At 64.0% G+C, this 22,314-nt stretch carries 16 protein-coding genes; 9 read left to right on the top strand and 7 right to left on the bottom strand.

Annotated features, from left to right (window positions below):
- Window positions 1–9 precede the first annotated feature (9 nt).
- The 5 genes from PHI64_RS12410 to PHI64_RS12390 form a co-directional block, all read right to left on the bottom strand.
- Window positions 10–996 carry a DmsE family decaheme c-type cytochrome gene (locus tag PHI64_RS12410; RefSeq protein WP_299883109.1) on the bottom strand — a complete coding sequence of 329 codons (987 nt, stop codon included), beginning with the start codon at window positions 994–996 and terminating at the stop codon, window positions 10–12.
- Between the two features lie 68 nt (window positions 997–1,064).
- A complete protein-coding gene (locus tag PHI64_RS12405; protein ID WP_299883107.1) occupies window positions 1,065–1,421 on the bottom strand; it encodes a c-type cytochrome in 357 nt (118 codons plus the stop codon).
- A gap of 52 nt (window positions 1,422–1,473) precedes the next feature.
- Window positions 1,474–2,088, bottom strand: coding sequence for a cytochrome b/b6 domain-containing protein (locus PHI64_RS12400; protein WP_299883092.1), 615 nt, complete (start codon window positions 2,086–2,088; stop codon window positions 1,474–1,476).
- Window positions 2,081–3,028, bottom strand: a complete 948-nt coding sequence (locus PHI64_RS12395; RefSeq protein ID WP_299883090.1) for a cytochrome c3 family protein — start codon at window positions 3,026–3,028, stop codon at window positions 2,081–2,083. The genes PHI64_RS12400 and PHI64_RS12395 overlap by 8 nt, the downstream gene beginning before the upstream one ends.
- Before the next feature lie 242 nt (window positions 3,029–3,270).
- Window positions 3,271–4,071 (bottom strand): MOSC domain-containing protein, encoded by an 801-nt coding sequence (locus tag PHI64_RS12390; RefSeq protein ID WP_299883088.1) that lies wholly within the window; start codon window positions 4,069–4,071, stop codon window positions 3,271–3,273.
- A gap of 121 nt (window positions 4,072–4,192) precedes the next feature.
- Between PHI64_RS12390 and PHI64_RS12385 the strand changes: the two genes are divergently transcribed.
- The 4 genes from PHI64_RS12385 (at window position 4,193) to PHI64_RS12370 (ending at window position 10,296) form a co-directional block, all read left to right on the top strand.
- Window positions 4,193–4,444: a hypothetical protein gene (locus PHI64_RS12385; protein WP_299883087.1), complete on the top strand. Its 252-nt coding sequence runs from the start codon at window positions 4,193–4,195 to the stop codon at window positions 4,442–4,444.
- Between the two features lie 123 nt (window positions 4,445–4,567).
- Entirely contained in the window at window positions 4,568–6,421 is a 1,854-nt protein-coding gene (locus PHI64_RS12380) for a S8 family serine peptidase (protein ID WP_299883085.1), read from the top strand.
- 48 nt (window positions 6,422–6,469) lie between these two features.
- On the top strand, window positions 6,470–9,610 hold the full coding sequence (locus PHI64_RS12375; protein WP_299883083.1) for an error-prone DNA polymerase: 3,141 nt from the start codon (window positions 6,470–6,472) through the stop codon (window positions 9,608–9,610).
- A 59-nt stretch (window positions 9,611–9,669) separates the two neighbouring features.
- Entirely contained in the window at window positions 9,670–10,296 is a 627-nt protein-coding gene (locus PHI64_RS12370; protein WP_299883081.1) for a hypothetical protein, read from the top strand.
- Between the two features lie 51 nt (window positions 10,297–10,347).
- Here the strand turns inward: PHI64_RS12370 and PHI64_RS12365 are convergent, their stop codons facing one another.
- The gene (locus PHI64_RS12365) at window positions 10,348–12,501 is read right to left on the bottom strand and encodes an ABC transporter substrate-binding protein (protein WP_299883079.1); all 2,154 of its coding nucleotides are present in this window, start codon (window positions 12,499–12,501) and stop codon (window positions 10,348–10,350) included.
- Between the two features lie 102 nt (window positions 12,502–12,603).
- Between PHI64_RS12365 and fabI the strand changes: the two genes are divergently transcribed.
- A complete protein-coding gene (fabI, locus tag PHI64_RS12360) occupies window positions 12,604–13,398 on the top strand; it encodes an enoyl-ACP reductase FabI (protein WP_299883077.1) in 795 nt (264 codons plus the stop codon).
- Window positions 13,399–13,497: 99 nt separating this feature from the next.
- Here the strand turns inward: fabI and PHI64_RS12355 are convergent, their stop codons facing one another.
- Entirely contained in the window at window positions 13,498–15,405 is a 1,908-nt protein-coding gene (locus PHI64_RS12355) for a SurA N-terminal domain-containing protein (protein WP_299883075.1), read from the bottom strand.
- Window positions 15,406–15,790: 385 nt separating this feature from the next.
- Between PHI64_RS12355 and PHI64_RS12350 the strand changes: the two genes are divergently transcribed.
- The 4 genes from PHI64_RS12350 to PHI64_RS12335 all read left to right on the top strand — a co-directional run bounded on the left by PHI64_RS12350 (window position 15,791) and on the right by PHI64_RS12335 (window position 22,201).
- Window positions 15,791–16,282, top strand: a complete 492-nt coding sequence (locus tag PHI64_RS12350) for an RNA polymerase sigma factor (RefSeq protein ID WP_299883073.1) — start codon at window positions 15,791–15,793, stop codon at window positions 16,280–16,282.
- Complete coding sequence (locus PHI64_RS12345) at window positions 16,283–17,227, top strand: FecR domain-containing protein (RefSeq protein ID WP_299883071.1); 945 nt, start codon at window positions 16,283–16,285, stop codon at window positions 17,225–17,227.
- Between the two features lie 82 nt (window positions 17,228–17,309).
- Window positions 17,310–20,090 (top strand): TonB-dependent receptor, encoded by a 2,781-nt coding sequence (locus tag PHI64_RS12340; protein WP_299883069.1) that lies wholly within the window; start codon window positions 17,310–17,312, stop codon window positions 20,088–20,090.
- Complete coding sequence (locus PHI64_RS12335) at window positions 20,090–22,201, top strand: M16 family metallopeptidase (RefSeq protein WP_299883067.1); 2,112 nt, start codon at window positions 20,090–20,092, stop codon at window positions 22,199–22,201. The genes PHI64_RS12340 and PHI64_RS12335 overlap by 1 nt, the downstream gene beginning before the upstream one ends.
- The last annotated feature ends 113 nt before the right edge of the window (window positions 22,202–22,314 follow it).

The raw sequence follows: 22,314 nt of genomic DNA, 5'->3' as shown, positions 1-22,314 counted from the left end.
TCTCCTCGATCAGCGGAAGAAGCGGAAGGGTCCGCTGGACGTCGCATTGCTCGGGCTGTTGCTGCCGTGCACATTGGTGTGGCAGTTGGCGCAGCCGCGTGCCTGGGCATAGCCCGGGCCGATGTTGCTGCTGACGGCATTGGGCATGTTGGCGCGGATGGCCGGCACGTTGCCCGGATGGGAGGCGTCGGCATGGCATTGCTGGCAGAGGAAGGGCTGGCGGGCCTTGAGCATGGCTTCAGCCGTGGTGCCGTGGGGGTTGTGGCAGTTGCCGCAGTCCTCGACGACCGGCTGGTGGTTATGCACGAAGGGGCCGCGCTTTTCGGCATGGCAGGTATAGCAGGTGGCGTTGGTGGTGTCCTTGACCAGCATCTTCGGCCCGGCGGAGCCGTGGGCGTTGTGGCAGTCGGAGCAGGTCATCTTGCCTTCCGGGATGGGGTGATGCGAGGGCCTGTTGGTCTCCGCACGCTGCTGCTTGTGGCAGGTGTAGCAGACCTCGGCCTGGGCACGCTTGTCGCGCACCTTGTCTTTCGCCACATGCACCTGGTGACAGGAGGTGCAGCCCACATCGCGGTTGGCGTGGGCGCTGGTGTTCCAGTTCATGTGCTTGCCACCCTGGTGGCAGGTGGTGCAGGCGGCGCTCTTTTCCTCGGCGGTCAGCCGGGAAGTCTTGCTGAAGTTACGGTCAGTGGCCGGGCGATCCTTGAGCTTCTGCGGGTTGTTGGTGTGCAGGTCACTCTCACCGTGGCAATTGGTGCAGCTGGGTGTACGGCCATCCGCCAGGGTGCCGTGCTTGGTCTTGCCGATGTGCAGGAGCTTGGGTTCATCAGACTCGTCATGGCAACTGGTGCACTTGGCATCTCCCTTCAGGACCAGATCCTTTGCGGGGGGCTTGGCTGCGCTGGCGGCCGGCGCATCGGCCGCGAGGGCGGCGGGCGAACCGGCAAGGGCCCCGAGCACGAGGCACGAGGCAAACAACTGTCGCAAGACTTTCATTTTTTTCTCCCTGATCCTGCTATCGGTTTCCACCAGGCCCCGGCAAGTCGGGGCCTGTCCTGCGGGTACTACTTGGCGAGGGACAAAATCCAGTCCGTCAGATTCTTGATGGCGGCCTTGTCCTTGGTCTTCAGCACTTTGTGCTCTTCTTCCTTGCCGTCATCGAACTTGACCATCTCGGCGGAGGTCAGGTGATGCACAAGCTTGGCTTCGGCGTCAGCCTTGCCTTTCAGCGACTTGGAGATGTCCGTGAGGGACTTGGCCTCCTTCTTCTTGTCGAGGGCATGACACTTGAGGCAGCCCTCCTTTTTGGCCAGAGCCTGGGCGGCGTCCGCATCAACGGCCTGGGCGTGGACCTGGGCCGACAGGAACAGGCTGGTACTGCACAGACCGCCAAGGACAAGGGCTTGCAGGGTGAATCTCATCTGAACTCTCCTTGAGGATGGTGTTTAGGTTGGGTAAATCGGAGCCGGTGGCTCAATGCTCATACCAGCCGGTGAACATCATCTTGAACAGGCTGCTGACCTTGGGCCCCATGGTGCCGAGGTAGATATGGCTGACCATGAACAGCAGGATCACCGCCGCCCCCAGGTAATGCACCAGCGCCACCGGCAGCAGGCCGTCGAGGCCGAACAGGGTGGCCGGAGCGAACTGGGGATAGAGGAAGACCAGCCCGCTGAGGATCACCACCGGCATCACCAGATACATGATGGACCAGTAGGTGACGGCCTGCAGGGCGTTGAAATTGACTTCCGGAGTCGGCGGGAAAGGCTCGGCCTCACCTTTGAAGATGCCCGAACCATAGAACTGCATCTGGCGCAGGCAGCGCTTGATGATGCCAGGTGGCTTGGGCACGTACTGCCACCAGTTGCCGGTGACGATATTGCCGATCACGAACCCGGCATAGAGCACCGCCAGGCAGACGCCGGCTATGTTGTGGATGCGGGCCGCCAGGGAAAACTCCACCAAGGGCAGGCTGGGATCGGAAAAATGCAGGCTGATGCCTGTGATCGACAGCACGATGATCGCCAGGGCATTGCTCCAGTGCCACAGGCGTATCCACAGGGGCAGCATGAAGACGCGATTAGTCATGGTTCTTTCTCCGACGCAGACGGGTCGTGATGATGCGGACGATGCCATGGCCGATGACGCCCAGCACAGTGGCAATGAACAGGGCGATCAAGGCCTTGTCGAGGGTCGGATTGCGGGTTGCACCGACTACATAAGAACTGCTCAGCATCACGCTGTTGAGGAAGCCGTACTTGTTCTGCTCCTCGGCCTGCAGATGGCGATAGAGACGTGCGTTGAGCGATGAGTTGGCACTGTGGCAACTGGCACACTTCTTCTCCGCCTTGTCCTTGTTCTGGATCTCGTGGGACAGGGAGAGCTTGTCTTCGGTGGGGGTGTGGCATTCAACGCAGCGCACTGCCTTCCAGTGCAGGCGGGTGTTGGGCAGCCAGGCGTGAATGTCGTCGATGGGCGGACGCTTCTTGTTGTCCGGAGCCATCTTGGCAAAGGCCAGATCGGAGTCATGGCAGTCAAGACAGATCTTGTTGTCCTGGGCCACGATCTTGTGGGGGTCGCGCAGCTTGCTTGCCAGGGCCATGGTGTGGGCGTCATGGCAGGTCTTGCAGGTGAAGGTATCGCTCAGGTTTTCGGCATGCACCGACTTGTCGAACTGGCGCTCGATGCGCATGGCCTTGCGGGCATGGCAGTCCTGGCATTCCGCTATTTCGTCCTTGGCGTCGGCGGCGTGGGGGTGTTCTGCATAGCCGTCTCCATGGCACTTGGTACAGGCCATCTGCCCGTGATCTGATGCCGTGAAGGTATCCAGGTGGACCAGATGACTGCGCAGCTTCTTGAGATCCATCCCTTCCTTGGGGGGTTTCTTGAGCCCCGCTTCCGAATGGCAGCTGAGGCACTCGGCATTGGCGGCCCGGATCTTCACGAGCTCTTCGGGGGTAGGAGGTGGATCATCGCCAAAGGCCATTGGTGCAGCCAGCAAAGCCAGCAGTGCCATGGCACCACGCATCTTTTTTCCAAGATTCCCGAACACTTGAATTCCCCTGTTGGCTGACCGGGGAATTATCGGCTCCTGTTTTTTTGCATAGGATAAATCGATGCAGTTAATTGCCCTGGTTTTGACTGAGATCAAGGCTGGAGACCCATTTCCAGCCAATTTCAGGGAACCCGGATTGGAAAATCCAATACATCAGAAATTGCTAATTAATTAAACGCTGATTCGCCCTCCCCCAGCCAAGGGAGGGAAATTCGTCACTCAAGCACTTCCACAGGCATTCCACATTGCAATTCGGTGCTGCCCTCGGCAATCACGTTCTGCCCGAAAATCACCCCCTCGGGCGTCTTGCGGTACTTGGCCAGGGTTCGGAGAGGCTCCTGGTTCAGGGCCTTGTAACCTGTCTCCGGGTCGACTGTCGTGAATACGCAGCGCTCGCAGGGCTTGGCGATGCGAAAGGTGGCGGAACCGATGCGGATGCGCTTCCAGCCGTCTTCAGCGAAGGGCTCCGCCCCGGAGACCACGAGGTTGGGGCGAAAGCGCGCCATGGCCAGCGGGTGCCCCAGGCGCGCGGAGAGGTCATCAAGGGAAGCCTGGCCGATGATGAGCAGCGGATAGCCATCGGCGAAGGACAAAGGCACGCTGTCATCGACCTTGACGCGGCGTACCGTCTTGGCGCCGGTCCACAGAAGCTTGAGGCGCGCCCCGATGTAGGCAGAGATCCAGTCTGCCGCCTCGGCGCTCCCCTCCCAGGCAGCAAAGCGGTCACCCCACACAGTGGCCTCGCAGACTTCGGTGAAGGCGCTATTGGGCACGAAGAGGGCCTCCCTACCTGGCGCCGAGAGCGTCAGCCCGAGCGCCGAGGGATGGGCATCGATCAGGACCAACTCCGGGTAGTCACGCCCGGTCACGAAGCGGCCGGACGGATCAGCCACCATCCACATACGATCGAAGGGCAGGCCCAGGGGGCTGACCGGGCTGGCATCCAGGCGCTGCCCACGCATGGACTTGACGGGGTAGCGGTAAAGGGCGGAGAGAACGGGCGAGGAGTCGGACATGGTGGCGGCGAAGGCAGATGATGGGCCCGATTATCCGCGCAGCCCAGACAGGTGGGCAATGAGCCCGCCCGCCTGCCGGTACAATGCAAGGCTTGTCTCCCGCCCTGCGATCAATCACACCATGACCTACGAAGAACATCTGGACGAAGTGACCACCCTCATTTTTGAGCGCTTTGGCCTCAGCGAACACGCCGCCATCCAGCTCGTGATGAAGGCCCAGGCAGCCGGCTATTTCAGCGAACACGACGACGACCCAAGCCTGTGCACCCAATTGCGAGCCGAGCAGGACGCAAAGCGGGTATTCAAGGAATACGGCAAACCAGCCCCTGCCGCACCGTCCGGCGGCCCAATCAAAGGGCGTCAGCGCCGCTAAAGACGACGCTGCCAGTAGAGGCGCGACTTTGTTTTGCATGCGGATGAAATCCTATTCACATAAAGTGGCAGGCTCTTTCCCGCTGGAGCCCCCATGCTCATCCGACACCATCCAGGACGCCCCATGAAAGCGCCAACCCGAACCAGCCTGGTCCTGAGCGCCCTGGCAGCCCTCCTCCCCCTGTGCGCCCACGCTGCCGAGCCCAGTGAAGCCCGGGTGATCGTCAAGCTCAAGGCCAGCTCCCCCCTCAAGCAGATCCAGGCGGCCGGGCGTGTCGAAACCCTGGGCACCCGCCTCGGGCTGACCGCCCACATGCTCAGCCAGCCCGGCCGCGATCTCCATGTGATGCGCGCCAGCGGCCTGAGCTCCGAAGCGCTGGCAGCCAGGCTGGCCCGGGATGCCGACGTGGAGTACGCGGTCCCCGACCGCATCAAGAAGATCAGCGCCCTGCCCAACGACCCCCTGTTCGGGTTTCAGTGGTATCTGCAGGCCCCCGACACCACCCGCCTTGCCGCCACCAACGCCCAGGCCGCCTGGGACCTGACCCGCGGCAGCAGCGCGGTGGTCGTGGCCGTGGTGGACTCCGGCGTACGCCTGGATCACGAAGATCTGGCACCGCGTCTGGTGGCCGGCTACGACTTCATCACCGACAACCTGAATGCCAACGACGGTCAGAGCGGCCGCGACGCCGACCCCTCGGACCCGGGCGATTACGTCTCCCTGGCCGATCGCAGCAATCCGGCCCTGATTGCCCTGTGCGGCACCCTGAGCACCCAGGCCAGCAGCTGGCATGGCACCCAGGTGGCGGGCATCCTGTCTGCAGAAACCAACAACTCCCGGGGCATCGCCGGGATGGGTGGTGCCACCCGCATCCAGCCCGTCCGCGTACTCGGCAAATGTGGTGGCTTCGATTCGGACATCATTGCCGGCATGCGCTGGGCTGCCGGGCTGGCCGTCCCTGGTGTGCCCACCAATCCGACACCCGCGCGAGTAATCAACCTGAGCCTGGCCGGAGCAGGCAGCTGCAGCGCAGCTTACCGCTCGGCGATTGCCGAAATCCGCGCCGCCGGCACCCTGATCGTCGCCGCAGCCGGCAACGAATCCGGTGCGGTCGACGAGCCGGCCAACTGCCCGGGCGTGCTGGCCGTGGCCGGCATCCGCCACGTGGGCACCAAGGTGGGCTATTCGAGCCATGGGATCGAGGTGGGCATCAGCGCCCCGGCCGGCAACTGCGTAAACATCCAGGCGGGCCAGCCCTGCCTGTTTCCCCTGGTCACCCTGACCAACCAGGGCAGCACCAGCCCAGCGGGCAATACCTACACCGGTACGGGCGACAGCACCGTGGGCACCAGCTTTGCCGCACCGCTGGTGGCGGGCACCGCCGCCCTCATGCTGGCCGCCAACCCGGCCCTGACGGAAACGGATGTGAGCCGCTTCATCAAGAGCAGTGCCACCCCCTTTCCCCTCGACAACACGCTGCCCACCTGCCCCATCACCTCCGCAGACGGGCAGTGCAACTGCACCACCACCACCTGCGGCGCGGGCATGCTGAATACCGTCGGCGCCGTTTCCGCTGCCGCGGCGGCTGCGATCACCGATCCTGTCGCAAAGATCAGCGTATCGGCTTCACCCATGGCAGGTACGCCCATCACCCTGGACTCTACCGGCAGCACGGTGTCCAGCGGCGCCACCCTGGTGGGCTGGAAGTGGACCCAGCTCAGCGGTCCAGGCACCGGCAGCTTCAGCGCCGACAACGTCGCCAGCCCCTCCTTCACGGCCCCTGTGGCCGGCACCTATGTGCTGAGCCTGACCGTCACCGATGACTCGGGACGTCAGGGCACAAATCAAGTGACTGTCGAAGTCCAGGTGGCAGCGACCAAATCCTCCGGCGGTGGAGGGGCGATGGACCCCGGCAGCCTGGGCGTCCTGCTATGCCTGGCCATCCTGACGGCAAAGCGACGCTTCTTCAGACACTGACTCTCGGGGAGGCTTGCCGGGAAGACTGTTTATTTATACAGTCAACCCATGACAAGCATCCCCTCACCAGCCTTCGCCGAACTCTACTGCCGCAGCAACTTCAGCTTCCTCACCGGCGCATCCCACCCCGAAGAGCTGGTCGCCCAGGCCGTGGCCCTGGGCTATGCAGCGCTGGCCATCACCGACGAATGCTCCCTGGCCGGTGTGGTCCGGGCTCATACCCAGTGGCGCCAGCAACCGGACGCGTTGCAATTGCTGATCGGCACCTCGCTGCAGCTTGCCGACGGCCCCCGGCTGGTGCTGATCGCTACAGACCGCTCCGCCTATGGCCGCCTCTCCAGCCTCATCAGCAAAGGCCGGCGGGCCGCGGACAAGGGGGCTTACCACCTTCAGCGCAGTGATCTCGAAAACGGCCTCCCCGGCTGCCTGGCTCTGTTGCTTCCCCCCGACGCGATCGATCAGCGGCCCGACGGGCTCGCTGCCGATGCCTGCTGGCTGGCCCGCCTCTTTCCAGGTGCAAGCTGGCTGGCCGCCCCCCTTCACCTGGGGCCCGACGATGCCTGGCGGTGCCGATGGATTACCGACGCAGCCCGGCGTGCCGGCATGACAGTAGTCAGCACCTGCGCACCCTTGATGCACACCCCGGAGCGCAAGGCCGTGGCCGACGTACTGGACGCCCTGCGCCACCGCTGCAGCCTGGACGAGGCCGGCTATCTGCTGGCTCCCAATCACGAGGCCCACCTGCAGCCACGGGCCCGGCTGGGCGACCACCACCCGGCCGAATGGCTGGCCGAAACCCTGAAGGTAGCCGCCCGCTGCACATTCACCCTGGACACCCTGCGCTACGAGTACCCGGAAGAGATCGTGCCCGCCGGGGCCACAGCCACGAGCCATCTGAGGGCACTGGTGGAACAGGGCCTGCGTCGCCGCTACCCCGATTGGGCCGCCGGCAAGACCCCTCTGCCGGAAGGCATCCGTGCCCAGGTCAACAAGGAACTCACTCTGATTGCCGAGCTGCGCTACGAAGCCTTCTTCCTGACGGTCGAAGACATCGTGCGCTTTGCCCGCAGTCAGAAGATCCTGTGCCAGGGCCGTGGCTCGGCCGCCAATTCGGTGGTCTGTTATGCCTTGGGTGTAACCGAAGTGGCCCCGGCTGAAGCCAGCCTGCTGTTCGAGCGCTTCATCTCCCGGGAACGCAACGAGCCCCCCGACATCGACGTGGATTTCGAGCACGACCGCCGCGAGGAGGTCATCCAGTACATTTACCGCAAGTACGGCCGTGACCGGGCAGCCCTGGCCGCCACAGTGATCCGCTACCGCCCCCGGAGCGCCCTGCGCGACGTGGGCCGCGCCCTCGGCTTCGATAGCGGCCAGTTGGATCAGCTCACCCGCCGCCTGGCCTGGTGGGATGGTCTGAAAGTGTCACCGGAGCGGATCCGCGAAGCAGGCCTGGACCTGGCAAACCCACGCATCCAGTTACTGCTCCAACTGGCCAACGAACTCGTCGGCTTTCCCCGCCACCTGTCCCAGCATGTAGGTGGTTTCGTTATTTCCCGCGGTCCCCTGGCCGAACTGGTGCCCATGGAAAACGCCGCCATGGCAGATCGCACCGTCATCCAGTGGGACAAAGACGACCTGGAAGCCCTGGGCCTGCTCAAGGTGGATGTGCTGGCCCTGGGCATGCTGTCAGCCATCCGCCGCAGCCTGGCGCTGATCGGCCAGTGGCGGGGGGCGCCGTTCACGATGGCCGACATCCCCCGGGAGCAGCCGGAGGTCTACGACATGCTCTGTGAGGCCGATGCGATGGGCGTTTTCCAGGTCGAATCCCGGGCCCAGATGAGCATGCTGCCGCGCCTGCGCCCCCGCCGTTATTACGACCTGGTGGTGGAAGTCGCCATCGTGCGGCCCGGGCCTATCCAGGGCGGCATGGTGCACCCCTACCTTTCCGCCCGGGAGAAACTCGCCCGAAATGAGAAGATCACCTATCCCCGGCCAGAGATCGAACCCGTCCTGTGCCGGACTCACGGCGTGCCGATCTTCCAGGAGCAGGTGATGCAGCTGGCCATGGTGGCGGCAGGGTTTACCGCCGGCGAGGCCGACCAGCTGCGCCGGGCCATGGGCGCCTGGGGGCGCAAGGGCGAGCTCACCCGCTACCAGGACAAGCTCGCCGCGGGCATGCTGGCCCGGGGCTACGAAGCCAGCTTTGCCGAGGCCCTGAGCCGTCAGATCCAGGGCTTCGGGAGCTACGGCTTTCCGGAATCCCATGCCGCCAGCTTCGCCCTGCTGGTGTACGTATCCGCCTGGATCAAACGCTTCGAACCCGCAGCCTTCCTGTGCGGCCTGCTCAACAGCCAACCGATGGGTTTTTACGGCCCCGCCCAGCTCATCCAGGATGCCCGTCGCCATCAGGTTGAAGTCCTGCCGGCTGATGCAGCAGAGAGCGACTGGGAATCCACCCTGGCCCCCTCCTCCACCCATGGCCCCCCGGCTGCCCGGCTGGGACTGCGCCTGATCCAGGGCTTCAACCCGGACGCTGCAGCACGCATCGTCACAGCACGGCGGGCCTGCCCCTTCGAGTCGGTGGCAGACCTGGCCCGCCGTGCGGCCCTGAGCACGACCGAATTGCAGGTGCTCGCCACGGCAGGCGCCCTGGGCAGTCTCGCCGGCCACCGTCGTCAGGCCTGCTGGGCAGCAGCCGGCAGCGAAGCCGCCCCTGGCTTGCTGCGGGATGCCCCTATCCCCGATGCCATGCCATTCCTGCGCCCTCCCGGTGAAACCCAGGAGGTCATCGCCGATTACGCCCGTTTGGGTTTCAGCCTGGGCAGTCACCCCCTGAGCTTCCTGCGCGGCCTGCTGCGTGAGGAGCGCTTCCTAAGCGCTGCCGAAATCGCCGACTGCCCCGACCGCAAGCTGGCCCGGGCTGCCGGCATCGTCACCTGCCGTCAGCGCCCGGGCACCGCCAAGGGCACCCTGTTCATCACCCTGGAAGACGAAACGGGCTGGGTAAACGTGATCATCCGGCCCGAACTCCTTGAGGCCGAGCGGCGCATTCTGCTGGGTGCGCGCCTGCTCGGAGTATATGGGCAGATCACCCGCCAGGGCCGCGTGGTGCACCTGCATGCCAAGCGCGTCGTAGACCGCTCTGCCCAATTGGGCCGCCTGGCCCCACGAAGCCGGGATTTTCATTGAATCTGGCGTTAATCTTGCGGTCTCACGCATTCAACCGACAATTCCGAAGCGGAGCATCCATGTCACTCAAGCACGTCACCGCCCTGATTAGCGCAGCTCTCCTGCTCACGGGCTGCGCAAGCTCCACCCTCAAATCCACTTGGCGCGACGATTCTGATTCGGGTGCGGTACCCCGCAAACTGGTGGTGTTTGTTGCAGTGAAGGATGAGAACCTGCGCCGGATGGCCGAGAATCGGGTTCTCCAGTCGATCCCCCCCGGCACCAACGCCGCCGCCGGCCACACCCTAGAACTCGACCCCAGCCTCGAAGCCGCCGAGGTTCGCGCCCGGCTGGCCCGGGAGGGCTTCGATGCGGCACTGCTGTCACGGCTGGTGTCGGTGGATAAATCCCAAGTCGTGGTGCCGCCCCAGACCCAGTTCGCCAACGACCCTCTTTTCCGCCGCTTTGGCCCCCGCTACGGCTCCTTCTACACTTTCTATCCCTATGTTTACACCACGCCGGGATACACGGTGGAAAACACCACCGTTGTTGTGGAAACCCTGCTGTATCGCCTGCCGGAAGGCAAACCCGTGTGGACCGCCGTCAGCGAAACCCTCAATCCCAGGTCATCCGCCCAGGTCGTCGAAGAGCTCATCAAGCTGCTGGGGGGCAAGCTCCAGTCGGAAGGTCTGCTGCCCGCCCCCTAAGGGTCGGAGCGCCGCTCTCACGACACCCCATCGCACATGCAGCCGGACGGATCAGGCCCTCGCACCTGCCCGCTCCCGACGCCGGTAGTGAATGATGGCCGGAGCCACCGCCAGGGCCCCCACCAGCACAACCAGCACCAGGGGCCACACCATCGGGCTGTTCCATTCGGCACGCAGACGCTGCCGCGCATCCACGTCGATACGCTGGTACTTGAGGCCGTTGCGGACGATCTTGCCCGGCTTGCGATTGTGCAGCCAGCCGTGTTGCAGGGAATAAGCCTTCTCATAGAAGCCCCACACCCATGGCGCGTCATGCTGCAGGATGGCCAGCATGCGCTCGATGATGGCCTGACGCTCCGGGCTGTCGGGCATGGCCTTCATGCGCTCGAAGAGACGATCGTATTCAGCATTTTCGTAATTGGCCGCATTCTCGCCCTGGCTCTTGACCTTGCCCTGGGCCCCGTAAAGGAGGAACAGGAAGTTCTCCGGGTCTGGATAATCGGCATTCCAGCCCCAGTAGAACAGTTGCGCATTGCCCTTGCGGATCTTGTCCTGGAAACGGTTGTAATCCGTCGCCCGCACCACGAGCTGCACATCCAGCTTGCGAAACTGCTTCGATAGCCAGTCGATGGTGGACTTGTCACCCATCCCACCCGCCGTGGTATCCAGATAGACCACCAGCGGCTCACCGGTTTTCGCGTCCCGGCCACCGGGGTAGCCGGCATCGGCCAGCAGACGCCGTGCTTCTTCCACCGACTTGCGCCGGGCCAAACCATCCACCCAGTCGTACACCCGGGGGTTGATCCCATCCTTGTCAGCGCGATAGCCGAAAATACCCGGCGGAATCGGGTGCATCGCCGGAACGCCCCGGCCATTCAGGAAAACCGCAATGAACTCCTCCTGATCGATGGCAATGGAAATGGCCAGACGCAGCTTGCGCGCCCGCTCACTGCTGCCTCCCACCACTGGATCGAGCATGTTGAAGCCCATGTACATCACGCTCGGCGCCACCGAGGTGTTGAGCTTGATCCCTTTGACGACCATCTCATCGCTGAGAGTCACGTCCCCCTGCCCACCCATCTGCACGGCCTGATCGAAGTTGTCCGACGACACCCCCGAGGCATCGTAGTAACCCTGCAGAAACTTGTTCCAGTAAGGAATGCTCTCCTTCTCCCGGGTAAACACCACCTTGTCGATGAACGGCAGCGGCTTGCCGCAATCGGCCAGCAATGACGCCGCCTTGTCCTCATCCTCCCCCTCGCAGGGGTAGCTCTCACCGTGGTAATTGGGGTTTTTCACCAGCACCATCCGGGCGTTCGGGTTGTTCTCCTGGAGCATGTAGGGCCCGGTCCCGATGGGCCACCAGTCCAGAGTCAGGTTGCGCTCGGCCATCCCCGGCTGAGCGAAGAAACGGTCAGCCTCGAAGGGCACCGGCGCAAAGAAGGGCATGGCCAGCCAGTACGGAAACTGCGGGTAAGCCCCCTTGATCCGCACCCTGTAGGTGTAGCGGTCTACCACCTCGACACCGCTCATGGGGTAGCTTCGCAGGTCGATCCACGCCTGCCTGTCCTTGCTGACCTTCTCGTCGGCGACCAGGAGCGCATGCAGGTCCTTCAGCCCGATGATGTAGTCCCCCATCAGCTCCAGCACCGGGGAGTGCAGGCGCGGGTGAGCCAGACGCTTGATCTGGTAAACATAGTCGTCGGCGGTCAGCTCCCGGGTGCCGGTGAGCGGAAAGTCGCCAAGGCTGCGCTTGCTGGCCAGCATATCGGCGTTCATGTTCAGGTAGATCGGCTTGCCCGCGCCGTCGATGGCGAAGGCCGGATGGGGCTGATAGCGAATCCCCGGCTGGATCTGGATCTCGTACTCGCTGAGGGCAACCTTGGCCGGATCAACGCCGACGGGCAGCAATTGCCCGGCTCCGTCGTACTGCCTCAGGGTAGGCATGGCCCGTGACGTCGCCGGCACAAGCTGGAAAGGGCGTTTGAGGTAGTGATACTGGAGCGGCGGCTCATAGATCTGGTAGAGGAAAATCGCCTCGTCCTCACTGTAGGACTGAACCGGATCAAGATGTTTGGGGCGCTGGGTGAAGGCCGAATAAAAGATGTTCTGGCCCCGCTCGGCTGCAGGATAGGGATCGTTCCAGACCTGCCCACAGCCTGAAGCCACGGCAACCAGGACGAGAGTTGCAAGATATCGGATCATCACACGCATCCCCCCAGTCTACCGGATGTCCCGGAATCCGCGACAGGGCGCAGCCGGAAAGCATCCGTTATAATCGAGTGGTTATTCACTGGAGACACCTTGATGGGCTTTCTCGCCGGCAAACGCATTCTCATCACCGGATTGCTGTCCAACCGCTCGATTTCCTACGGGATCGCAAAAGCCATGCACCGGGAAGGCGCCCAGCTGGCCTTCACCTATCAGAACGAGCGTTTCCACGATCGCGTCATCAAAATGGCGGCCGAATTCGGCAGCACGCTGGTGTACCCCTGTGACGTGCAGAGCGACACCGAGATCGCCAGCCTGTTCGAACAACTCGGCCAGCAATGGGACGGCCTTGATGGCCTCGTGCACTCCATCGCCTATGCACCCACCGAAGCCCTGGAAGGGGATTTCCTCGACGGCGCCTCCCGGGAAGCCTTCCGCATCGCCCAGGACATCAGCGCCTACAGCTTTCCCGCCCTTGCCAAGGCTGCCCGCCCCATGATGAAAGGTCGCAACGGGGCCATGCTGACCATGTCCTACCTGGGTGCGGTACGCACCATGCCCAACTACAACATCATGGGTCTGGCCAAAGCCAGCCTGGAAGCCGCCGTTCGGTACATGGCCGTCAGCCTCGGACCGGAAGGCACCCGGGTCAATGCCATTTCCGCAGGCCCGATCAAAACCCTGGCGGCCTCCGGCATCGGCAGCTTCGGCAAGCTCCTCGCCTTCAACGAGCGCAATGCGCCCCTGCGGCGTAATGTGACCATCGACGAAGTCGGCAATGCCGCGGCCTTCCTGTGTTCCGACCTCGCCAGTGGCATTACCGGCGAAATCATGTACGTCGATGCCGGCTTCAACACCACGGCCCTCGGCAACCCGGACCAAGGCAGCTGAGCGCCACTGGGCACGCACATGCAAAAAGGCCCCTGATCATCAGGGGCCTTTTTGCATCCCCGCTCCCTGAACGGAAGCGGGGGTCCACATCTGCGGTGCTTACTTGTCCTTGCTGCTTTCCAGCATGGCGGCATTCACCTTGACGTCATAGCGCTTACGCAGTGCCGCCACATAGGCAGCAAAATCCTGCTCGGCCAGCAGACGGGAATACTGCTGCTTGATGGCCTGAAGCCGCGGATCATCCTTGCCCGTCGAAGTCGGCCGCGTCACCTTCTCGATACGGAAGAGCACGTAGCCCGCGCCCGGCAGCTTAACGCCCGCATAACTCGGCAACTTGTCGGACGGTGCCCGGAAGATCGCCCTCAGTACCTCCGGCGGAATCCCCTGCTCCATCCGCTGGAGCGGGCGCGAAGGGCTCCAGTCGATGGCCACGGCCTCACCCTTGTTGAGTTGGGCCAACTTCTTCTCGCCATCCTTTTCAGCCTGAACAACGGCTTCTTCCTGGATCAGGACTTTCTCGATCTCAGCCTTCACCTCGTCAAACGGGCGCAGGGAAGCAGGCCTGGATTCCACAACCCGTGCGGACACAAGCACGCCCTTGCCCACATCCACGGCATCGGTATTTCGCTTGTTCTTTACTGCATCATCGGAAAAGACAGCCGTCACGAGCTTCTCATTGTTGAACGGCGCAGGGGCCTTGCCATTGCGAGCGATCCAATCCGTGGTCTGGACCGTCAGCTTGTACTTCTCGGCAGCCGGCTTGAGGCTGTCGGCCTGCTCGTAAACCAAGTTGGTGAAGCCCTCGGCCAACTCCGCAAACTTCCGGCTTGCTTCAAGCTTCTTCAACTCGGCGGAGATCTCGTTCCGCACCTCTTCGAACGGACGGACCTGCTCGGCCTTGATACCCGTCAGTTTGATGATATGGAAGCCAAAATCAGACTGCACCACGCCAGACACATCTCCTTCCTTGGCGAGCCCGAAAGCTGCATCCTCAAAGGTCTTCACCATGGCGCCACGACCGAAGAAACCCAGATCGCCCCCTTTTTCAGCCGAACCCGGATCCTGGGAATTCTCCTTGGCAAGCTTGGCAAAATCGGCAGGGTTTGCCTTGATCTGGGCAGCAATACCCTCAATCTTCTCGCGAGCAGCCTTCACTGCAGCTTCACCCGCATCCTTGCGCGCCTGGATCAGGATGTGGCTGGCCCGACGTTCTTCGCCCTGACGGAAACGTTCCGGGTGCGCGTCGTACTCCTTGCGCAGATCCGCATCGCTCGGACTCAGCTGGGCGGCCAAGGCATCCTGGCTGAGCACCACGTACTCGGCCCGAACCTGGGCAGGGATCTCGAAACGACTGCGATTGGCATCGTAGAACTTCTGCACCGCGCCTTCCGCAAGCTTGACTCCTCCGACGAAGGCCTGCGTACCGATACGCGCGTCACTGACTTGCCGCTCCTCGAACTGCACGGCAAAGACCCGCTCAGCAGATGCACTGGAGACCAGGGAGCCTTCTGCCACAGCCCCGACCACCTGTTTCAGCGCAAGATCGCTGCGCAGGCGGGATTCAAACATCGGCTGATTCATGCCCTGCGCCTTGAGCAGAGCCTCATAGCGGGGCAAGGAAAACTGACCGTTGTCCTGAAAGGCAGGAATGGCCGCAATCGTCTCGCGCATCTGCTGGTCGGACACGGTCAATCCCATCTTGCTGGCATCCAGGGCAAGCAGGCGCTGATTGATCAGATTATCCAGAACAGCTTTGCGTGCTTCAGCGGTCTCCAACATCGCGGGATTGAAGTTCTCACCCATGGCGTTGCGCAGGCGCTCCTGCTGATCGCGCATGGCCTGCTGAAACTCCAGCTGAGAGATCGGCGAACCACCGATCGAAGCCAGCTCGCCACCACTACCTGCATTCTTGACGTAGGAATCGACACCAAAAAAAGCGAAGGGAAGAGTGATCAGTACCAGAAATATCTGAACAATCTTCTTGTTGTTGCGTACGGCGTCAAACATGCTGAATCCTCGATTGCTGCTAACGGCGGATGATCTATTGGATGGGAAATGCAAAATAGGCGAACTCGCGTTCGCCTATTGGAGTGCCATGGCCAGTTGAGCGTTGCGCTGCAACCAGCCCAATTCACGCGTCCTGCATCATGATGCGAACCCTGCTGTTTCGCCACACGATCCAAACCTCCGGAGTCTACCCGCTGCTGGATAGGGGAACAAGCCCTGCCGCCTGCCAAGGGAGCTTCCCCGCATTTCAAAATCGCCTTCATGGCGCACTGCCACATGGATAGGCGTGTTCGTCGGTCTTCCCGGCAGAACGCCTCTTGCGGAGGTATCGGGCTGAAAATATAATGATAACGATTCTCAATAATGAATTTCGCGACTGCCCCCGATGTCTGCATGTCTGTCACAAATCCTGGTCGCGCATTACCCGGAAATCGTGGATTTCCTGTCCTTGCGCACAGGCTCCCGGGACACTGCGCGGGACTGCGCCCAGGACACCTGGCTGCGCCTAAGCACAGCACGGCCAGCCACACCGCCAGCCAACCTCAAGGCCTATGTGTTCAGGGTGGCAGCCAACATCGCCATGGACTGGCACCGCCAGCAGCGCCGAGAAAAGACAGCTCTCGGCCAGTACGACACACTGTACGGGGACGTCGCCGCACCCGACACCTTCGACTCGGTAGCAGCGGCCGACACCATCCGGCGCCTTGAACAAGCCCTCCTCGCCCAGCCCAGCCGCAGCATCGAAGTCTTCGTGGCGCACAAGCTCGACGGCCTCAGCCATGCCGAAACAGCACACCTGCTGGGCATCTCGGTCAGCGCGGTGGAAAAGCACATGATGCGCATCCTGCTGACCTGCCAGGCTGTGCTGGCAAACTGAATGAGCGCCGCCGCGCCCCCGGACCCGGTACTGGAGGAAGCGGGTCGCTGGGTCATCCGCCACGGACGCGGCCCCCTCTCCGCCGACGAGGAAGCGGCCTTCCAGGCCTGGCAGGCTGCCGACCCTGGCCACCGCAACGCCTTCGAGCGACTGCAGCGGATCTGGGCGCAGATGGGTCAGATTGATTCCAACAAGCTCCGGCGCCGCCTGTGCCGGGGCCGGCCGCAGGCCGCAGCGATGGCGATCCTGCTGGCTGGCGGCATTGTGTTGCTAGCGGCCGACCCCGCCCGGGAGATCCTCGTTCCCCTGCTCCAGGCCGACCACGCCACCGGCAAGGGCGAGATCCGCCGGATCACCCTGGCCGACGGCTCCATCGCCACCCTCGATGCCGACAGCGCAATCCGGGTACGCATGGATGCGGAGGGGCGGCACGTGGCGCTGCTAACCGGCCGGGCCCACTTCGAGGTGGCCCGCCAGGAGCGGCCGCGTGCCTTCACCGTCGAGACCCGGGACGGCGCCGCCGAAGCACTGGGCACCCGTTTCGACGTCAGCCGGGAGGCCGACGGCACCACCGTGAGTGTTTTCGAAAGCCGGGTGCGGGCCACCTGTAGCCGGTGTCCGGCCGATACGCCTCCCGCCACGCTGGGCGTCGGCGAGCGGGTGCGCATCGACGCCAGCGGTCTCCATCCCGAGCCCCCTGCCCTGCCCCAGGAAGAAGGCTGGACCGAAGGCACTCTGGTCTTCCAGGACACACCACTGGCCGATGCCCTCGCCGTGCTTGGCCGCCATACCCACCAGATCATCCTGGTGCCCTCGGCCAATGCCCGCCGACAGCGGATATCCGGGACGGTCAGCAGCAAGGATCCGGAGACCGCGCTGACCCTGCTCGCTGCCGCGGCCAATCGGCGTGTAATCCGACTCCCCGGCATCCGTGTGGTGCGCTGAAATATTTTTGCGCAGAGGGGTGAGGTAGCCCCCGGTCAGCAACGTCTTACAGGCATCGAACAACAACCATTCGAATGCCCCAATGAAAGCCAACGCACTTCGCCCCACAGCACCCGCCCTGCTCACTGCAGCGCTGCTCGGCCTTGCCTGCCCTGCCACCCACGCTCAGGAAATCAGCGTCCTGATCCCCACCCAGCCCCTCGGCGCGGCCCTGCTTGTGCTTGGCCAGCAGACCGGGCTGCAGATCTCCCACGCCCCCGAGGCGGTTGCCGGCAAGGCTGCCCCCGCTGTGCAGGGCCGCCTTACCCCACACGAAGCCCTTGATCAGCTCCTCGCCGGCAGCGGCCTGCGCTACCGCCTGGTGGGCAGCAACGCCGTGCTGGTGGAAGCGGCACCGCAGGCCGCCATCCAACCGGCACCCGGTCTCCCCCAGGGCAGCAGCGAGTCGACCCTGGCCCCCGTGCGGGTGGAAGCCCCGCGGGACCCATCCATCGGCGTATTCACCGTGGATGAAGCCACCCTGCGCGCCATGCCCTCCGGCAACGGCGACGTGACCAGCCTGCTCAAGCTGCACCCCAGCGTGCAGTTCAGCGAACAGCAGCAGCGCTCCGGCTCCCAAGGCGAGATCGCCCCCGCCGACATCAGCATCAACGGCGCCAAGTTCTACGCCAACCTCTACCAGCTGGACGGCATGCCGATCAACAACGACATCAACCCGGCCAGCACCGGCTCCAGCCTCAGCGGCGTCAACAGCAACAACAGCCCGCCCTCCGCCAGTCAGGGCTTCGCCATCGACTCCAGCCTGATCTGCGATGTGACCGTGCGTGATTCCAATGTGCCCGCCGCCTACGGCCGCTTCAGCGGCGGCGTGGTCAGTGCCGACACCTGCGCGCCCAGGCGCAGTCTCGGCGGGCGTGTGTCGGTGGAAATGACCCGCTCCGAATGGATGCAGGCCAAGGTCGCCCCGGCCAACCGGCAGGAGTACGAACGCTCCGCCGATATGACAGAGCAGCCGCGCTTCGACAAGATGACCTACCGGGCCGCCATCGAATCCAAAGTGAATGACAGTTTCGGCTTCATCGGCAGCTTCGTCCGGCGTACGTCGGAGATCCCCCTCACCGGCTACACCGGGAGTGCGGGCATGGACGGGGATAGCAGGCGCAAGGTCCAGCAGCGGCAGATCGACAACCTCTTCCTGAAGGGCTTTGCCAGGCTCGATCGGGACACCGACCTGGATCTCTCCGTCAGCTACGCCCCTTCCGACAACGAGTACTTCATCAGCAACGCCAGGAACAGCTTCTTCCGCCTGGAGTCCGGCGGGGTCGGCCTCAACGCGGGCCTGGTCCAGCGTTTCGACGACGTCAAGCTCACCCAGCGCCTCACCTGGAGCAGCATGAAGAGCTCCCGGGATAGTGACGCCAGCACTTGGAAACTGTGGGGCTACTCCGCCGCCGACAAGAACTGGGGTGTGCCGGGCGGCAACAGCGGCGAAGGCGGCTACGGCGACATCAAGCAGCAGCAGGACACCCTCAACTACACCGCCCGGGCCGACCTCAAGCCCCTCACCCTGCTGGGTATGGAGCACCGGCTGCAGGCCGGTATCGAACTGGAGCGCAAGGAATCTCTCTACGAGCGCAACACCCAGTACGAGCAATACACACTCTCCACCGCCACCGACACCTGCCTGCAGGCCAACGGCACAGTCGACAGCGCCACCTGCTCCCTCTCCCCCACCTCCAACGGCAAAGGCCAATACCTCAAGCGGCGCATCATCTACCTGGCGGGCAAGTTCGAAGTGAACGAATCCAGCCAGGGCGCCTTCATCCAGGACGAGATCCGCTACGGCCGCCTGACCACCCGTCTGGGCCTGCGCTACGATGACAGCAACCTTGCGTCCAAAGGCACCTTCGCCCCCCGCAGTGCGCTCTTGTTCGACGCGCTGGGCAACGGACAGACCCTGCTGGAAGCCGGCTACAACCGCTACTACGGCCGCAACTTCATGCAGTTCCATACCTACCGCGAACGCCTGTCCCTGCAGATGGCCAGCCAGGACCGCAGCCTCGTGGGCGGCGTGCTCGGCATGTGGGGCACCCCCACCGTCGCCAATACCGCCGCCATGTACAACATCGGCGACCTGAGCGTGCCCTACAGCGACGAAACCGTACTGGGCGTGCGCCAGAAATGGGCCAACGGCCAATGGACCCTGAAACGGGTCGGCCGCAAGAGCCGCGACGAAGTCGTCCTCCACCTGCGCTCGGCCGGCAACTACTGGTGGGACAACGTGGGCAAGTCCGACAGCAGCGTGTGGTCCCTGGCCTATGAAAGCCTCAAGCCCATCCAGGCCTTTGGCACCACCACCACAGTGATGGGCGCCCTCGACTGGACCCGGGTCGAGACCTCCCATGCCAACTACAGCGACACCCTCAGCGACCTGGGCAGCGGTGATCTGGAACGCATGGTGCGCTACGACGGCAAGTTCATCCGCTGGACCGACCGCCCCGCCGACAACTACGCCCGCCCACAGACCCTGCGCATTCTCTTTAACACCTACATCCCCCGGGCCCGACTGCAGATCGGCAACTTCCTGCGCTACCGCACCGGCTTCCAGAAGATGGCCCTCAACGGCAAGGCCGACTACCAGGGTAGCCAGGTGAACAGCTACGACAAACTCAGCTTCGGCCCGGCCCTGACCTGGGATACCCGCATCAACTGGAGCATTCCCACCAGCGCTGGCCAGGAGGCCTTTGTCACCGTCACCATCAACAATGTGCTCAATCGCACGAACACCCTGGACACCACGTCCCCCTCGACGATCTATGAAGCCGGCCGCCAGTTTTGGCTGGAACTCGGCTACCGCTTCTGATGCCTCCGCGTTCTGTCCGCCCCCCCGTCCGGCAGCCGGTTGCGCTGCTGCTGGCTTGCCTGCTGGCCGCGGCCCTCCCCGTCCGGGCCGATAGCCCCCTGCCCAGCCACCCCGAACTCAGGACCGGACGGCTGGGTAACGGCATGGGCTGGAGCGTGCTGCCCAACCCCCACCCCAAGGGTCAGCTTCACCTGTGGCTGACGGTCGATGCGGGTGCCATGGACGAAGCCGACGATGAACGTGGCTACGCCCATTTTGTCGAGCACATGCTCTTCAACGGCACTGCGCGTTACCCCGGCAACCGCCTCGTCGAACGTCTGGAAACTCTCGGCCTGCGCTTTGGCCGCGACGTCAATGCCCTAACCGGCCATCACCAGACCCGTTACATGATCACCCTGCCCGACGGCGAGCCGGCACGGCTCGCCGAAGTGCTGGGGATCTTCCGGGAGTGGGCCGCCCACGCCACTTTCAGCCCCGACGAGGTAATCCGGGAGCGGGGCGTGATCGAAGCCGAATGGCGGGCCCGGCAGGGCCCCGGGCAACGCCTCTCGCCCCGCCTGATCAGTGCCGTGCTGCCCGGCAGCGGCTACCCCGAACGCAACCCGATCGGGGTCATGGAACACGTGCAGTCCGCCGAGGCGCCACACCTCAAGGCCTTTTACGAGCGCTGGTATGCCCCCGGCAACATGCATTTCCTCGCCGTCGGCGACCTTTCCTCACAGCACATGCAGAGCCTCATCGAGCGGGCCCTGGGCGACCTCCCAGCACGCCCCGTTCCCGAACGTGGGCCGCGGCTCCGGCCGGAGATCGACGGCACCCGTCACCTCACCCTGGCCGATCCGGAGCGCAGCGCCCGGGCGCTCGCCCTGGCTCAACGCCAGCCCCGGCGAGTGATGGACAGCCAGGCGGCCGTGTGGGCACATACCCGCGAGAATCTGGCCCTGCGGCTGGCCAGCCAGCGCAGCACTGATCGCCAGCAAGGGCGCCGGGCAGGCCTGAACCTGCAGCTCATGCCCCTGCCCGACGGCAGCCGCATGCTCCAGGCCCGCCTCCCCCTTCCCGAGGGTATGCGCGCCGAGGACGGCGCCCGCCAGCTCCTCGCCGAACTCGGCGACCTGGACCACAACAGCTTCTCGCCTGCCGAACTGCAGCACCAGCGTGGCCTCCTCGTCACCAGCCTGGAGAGGCTCGCCAGCGGGGCCGCGCCCCTCGACTCCCGCACCCTCATCGGGCGCCTCGACGCAGCCCGGAACAATGGCGAGCCCCTGCTCTCCCCCTCCCAACAGCATGCCCTGCTGGCCGATCGTCTGAACACACTGACCCCCGGCGAACTTCATCAGGCCTGGAAGGACATGCGAGCCAGCAGCGATAAAGTGGTGATCTGGGAGGGACGGGATTTCGACACCCCTCCGCTGGATGCCGCCCACTTTGCCCGCCTGGAGGATTCCGTCCAGCCAGCGGCCGTTACTCCGGTCCGTCATTCGCAGGATGTCCGTTTCATCCGCCTGATGGACCCACCCACGGCCGGCTCCATCATCAACAGCGCCCACCTGGAAGGCATTCCAGGAGCCGAAGCATGGACGCTCTCCAACGGCATGACGGCCCTGATCGTACCCGGAGCCGCCCGTGGCAACACCACCACCATCGGCCTGCACAGCCCACGCGGGCTGCTGCATCTGTCCGACAGCAACTACTCACTGGCGGGCCAGGCCTTTTCCTGGCTTGAACGGCGCACCATCAACCTGAACAGCGAGTCCTTCGCGCACTGGAAGGCCCAACGCGGCATCGGCATCCGCACCACCGTCGCCGATCTGGGGAGCCAGATCGTGATCAGCAGCCCCGACAAGCACCTTGAGGACGCCTTCCAGCTCCTGCACCTGCAACTCACCCGGCCCCGCCCTTCCACAACCCCGGCCCAACTCGCCCGCATCCGGACGGCCCTGAAGGAACAGGCCAGCAGCCCTGCGTGGCAACTAAAGAACGCCCTCCGCCAACACCTGCTGGACGATCCCCGCAGCACCGCGCTGGATGGCGAGAACATCCTCTGGCTCGCCGACACCCTTCGTGCCCGGGATATCGTGAGGGCGCTAATAGCGCCCCCAGACTGCTGACAAAGCCCCAAGCCCCCGCCCGTCGGGGGCTTCGTTTTTTTATAATAGCGGCATGCTCAAGCCTGCCGCCGCCTCCGCTCAGACCGAACTGGAAATGGTGACGCTGGACCAGC

The sequence above is a fragment of the Zoogloea sp. genome (assembly GCF_028689785.1).
Taxonomy (GTDB): domain Bacteria; phylum Pseudomonadota; class Gammaproteobacteria; order Burkholderiales; family Rhodocyclaceae; genus Zoogloea.
This window is presented reverse-complemented; position numbering and strand designations above follow the sequence as displayed.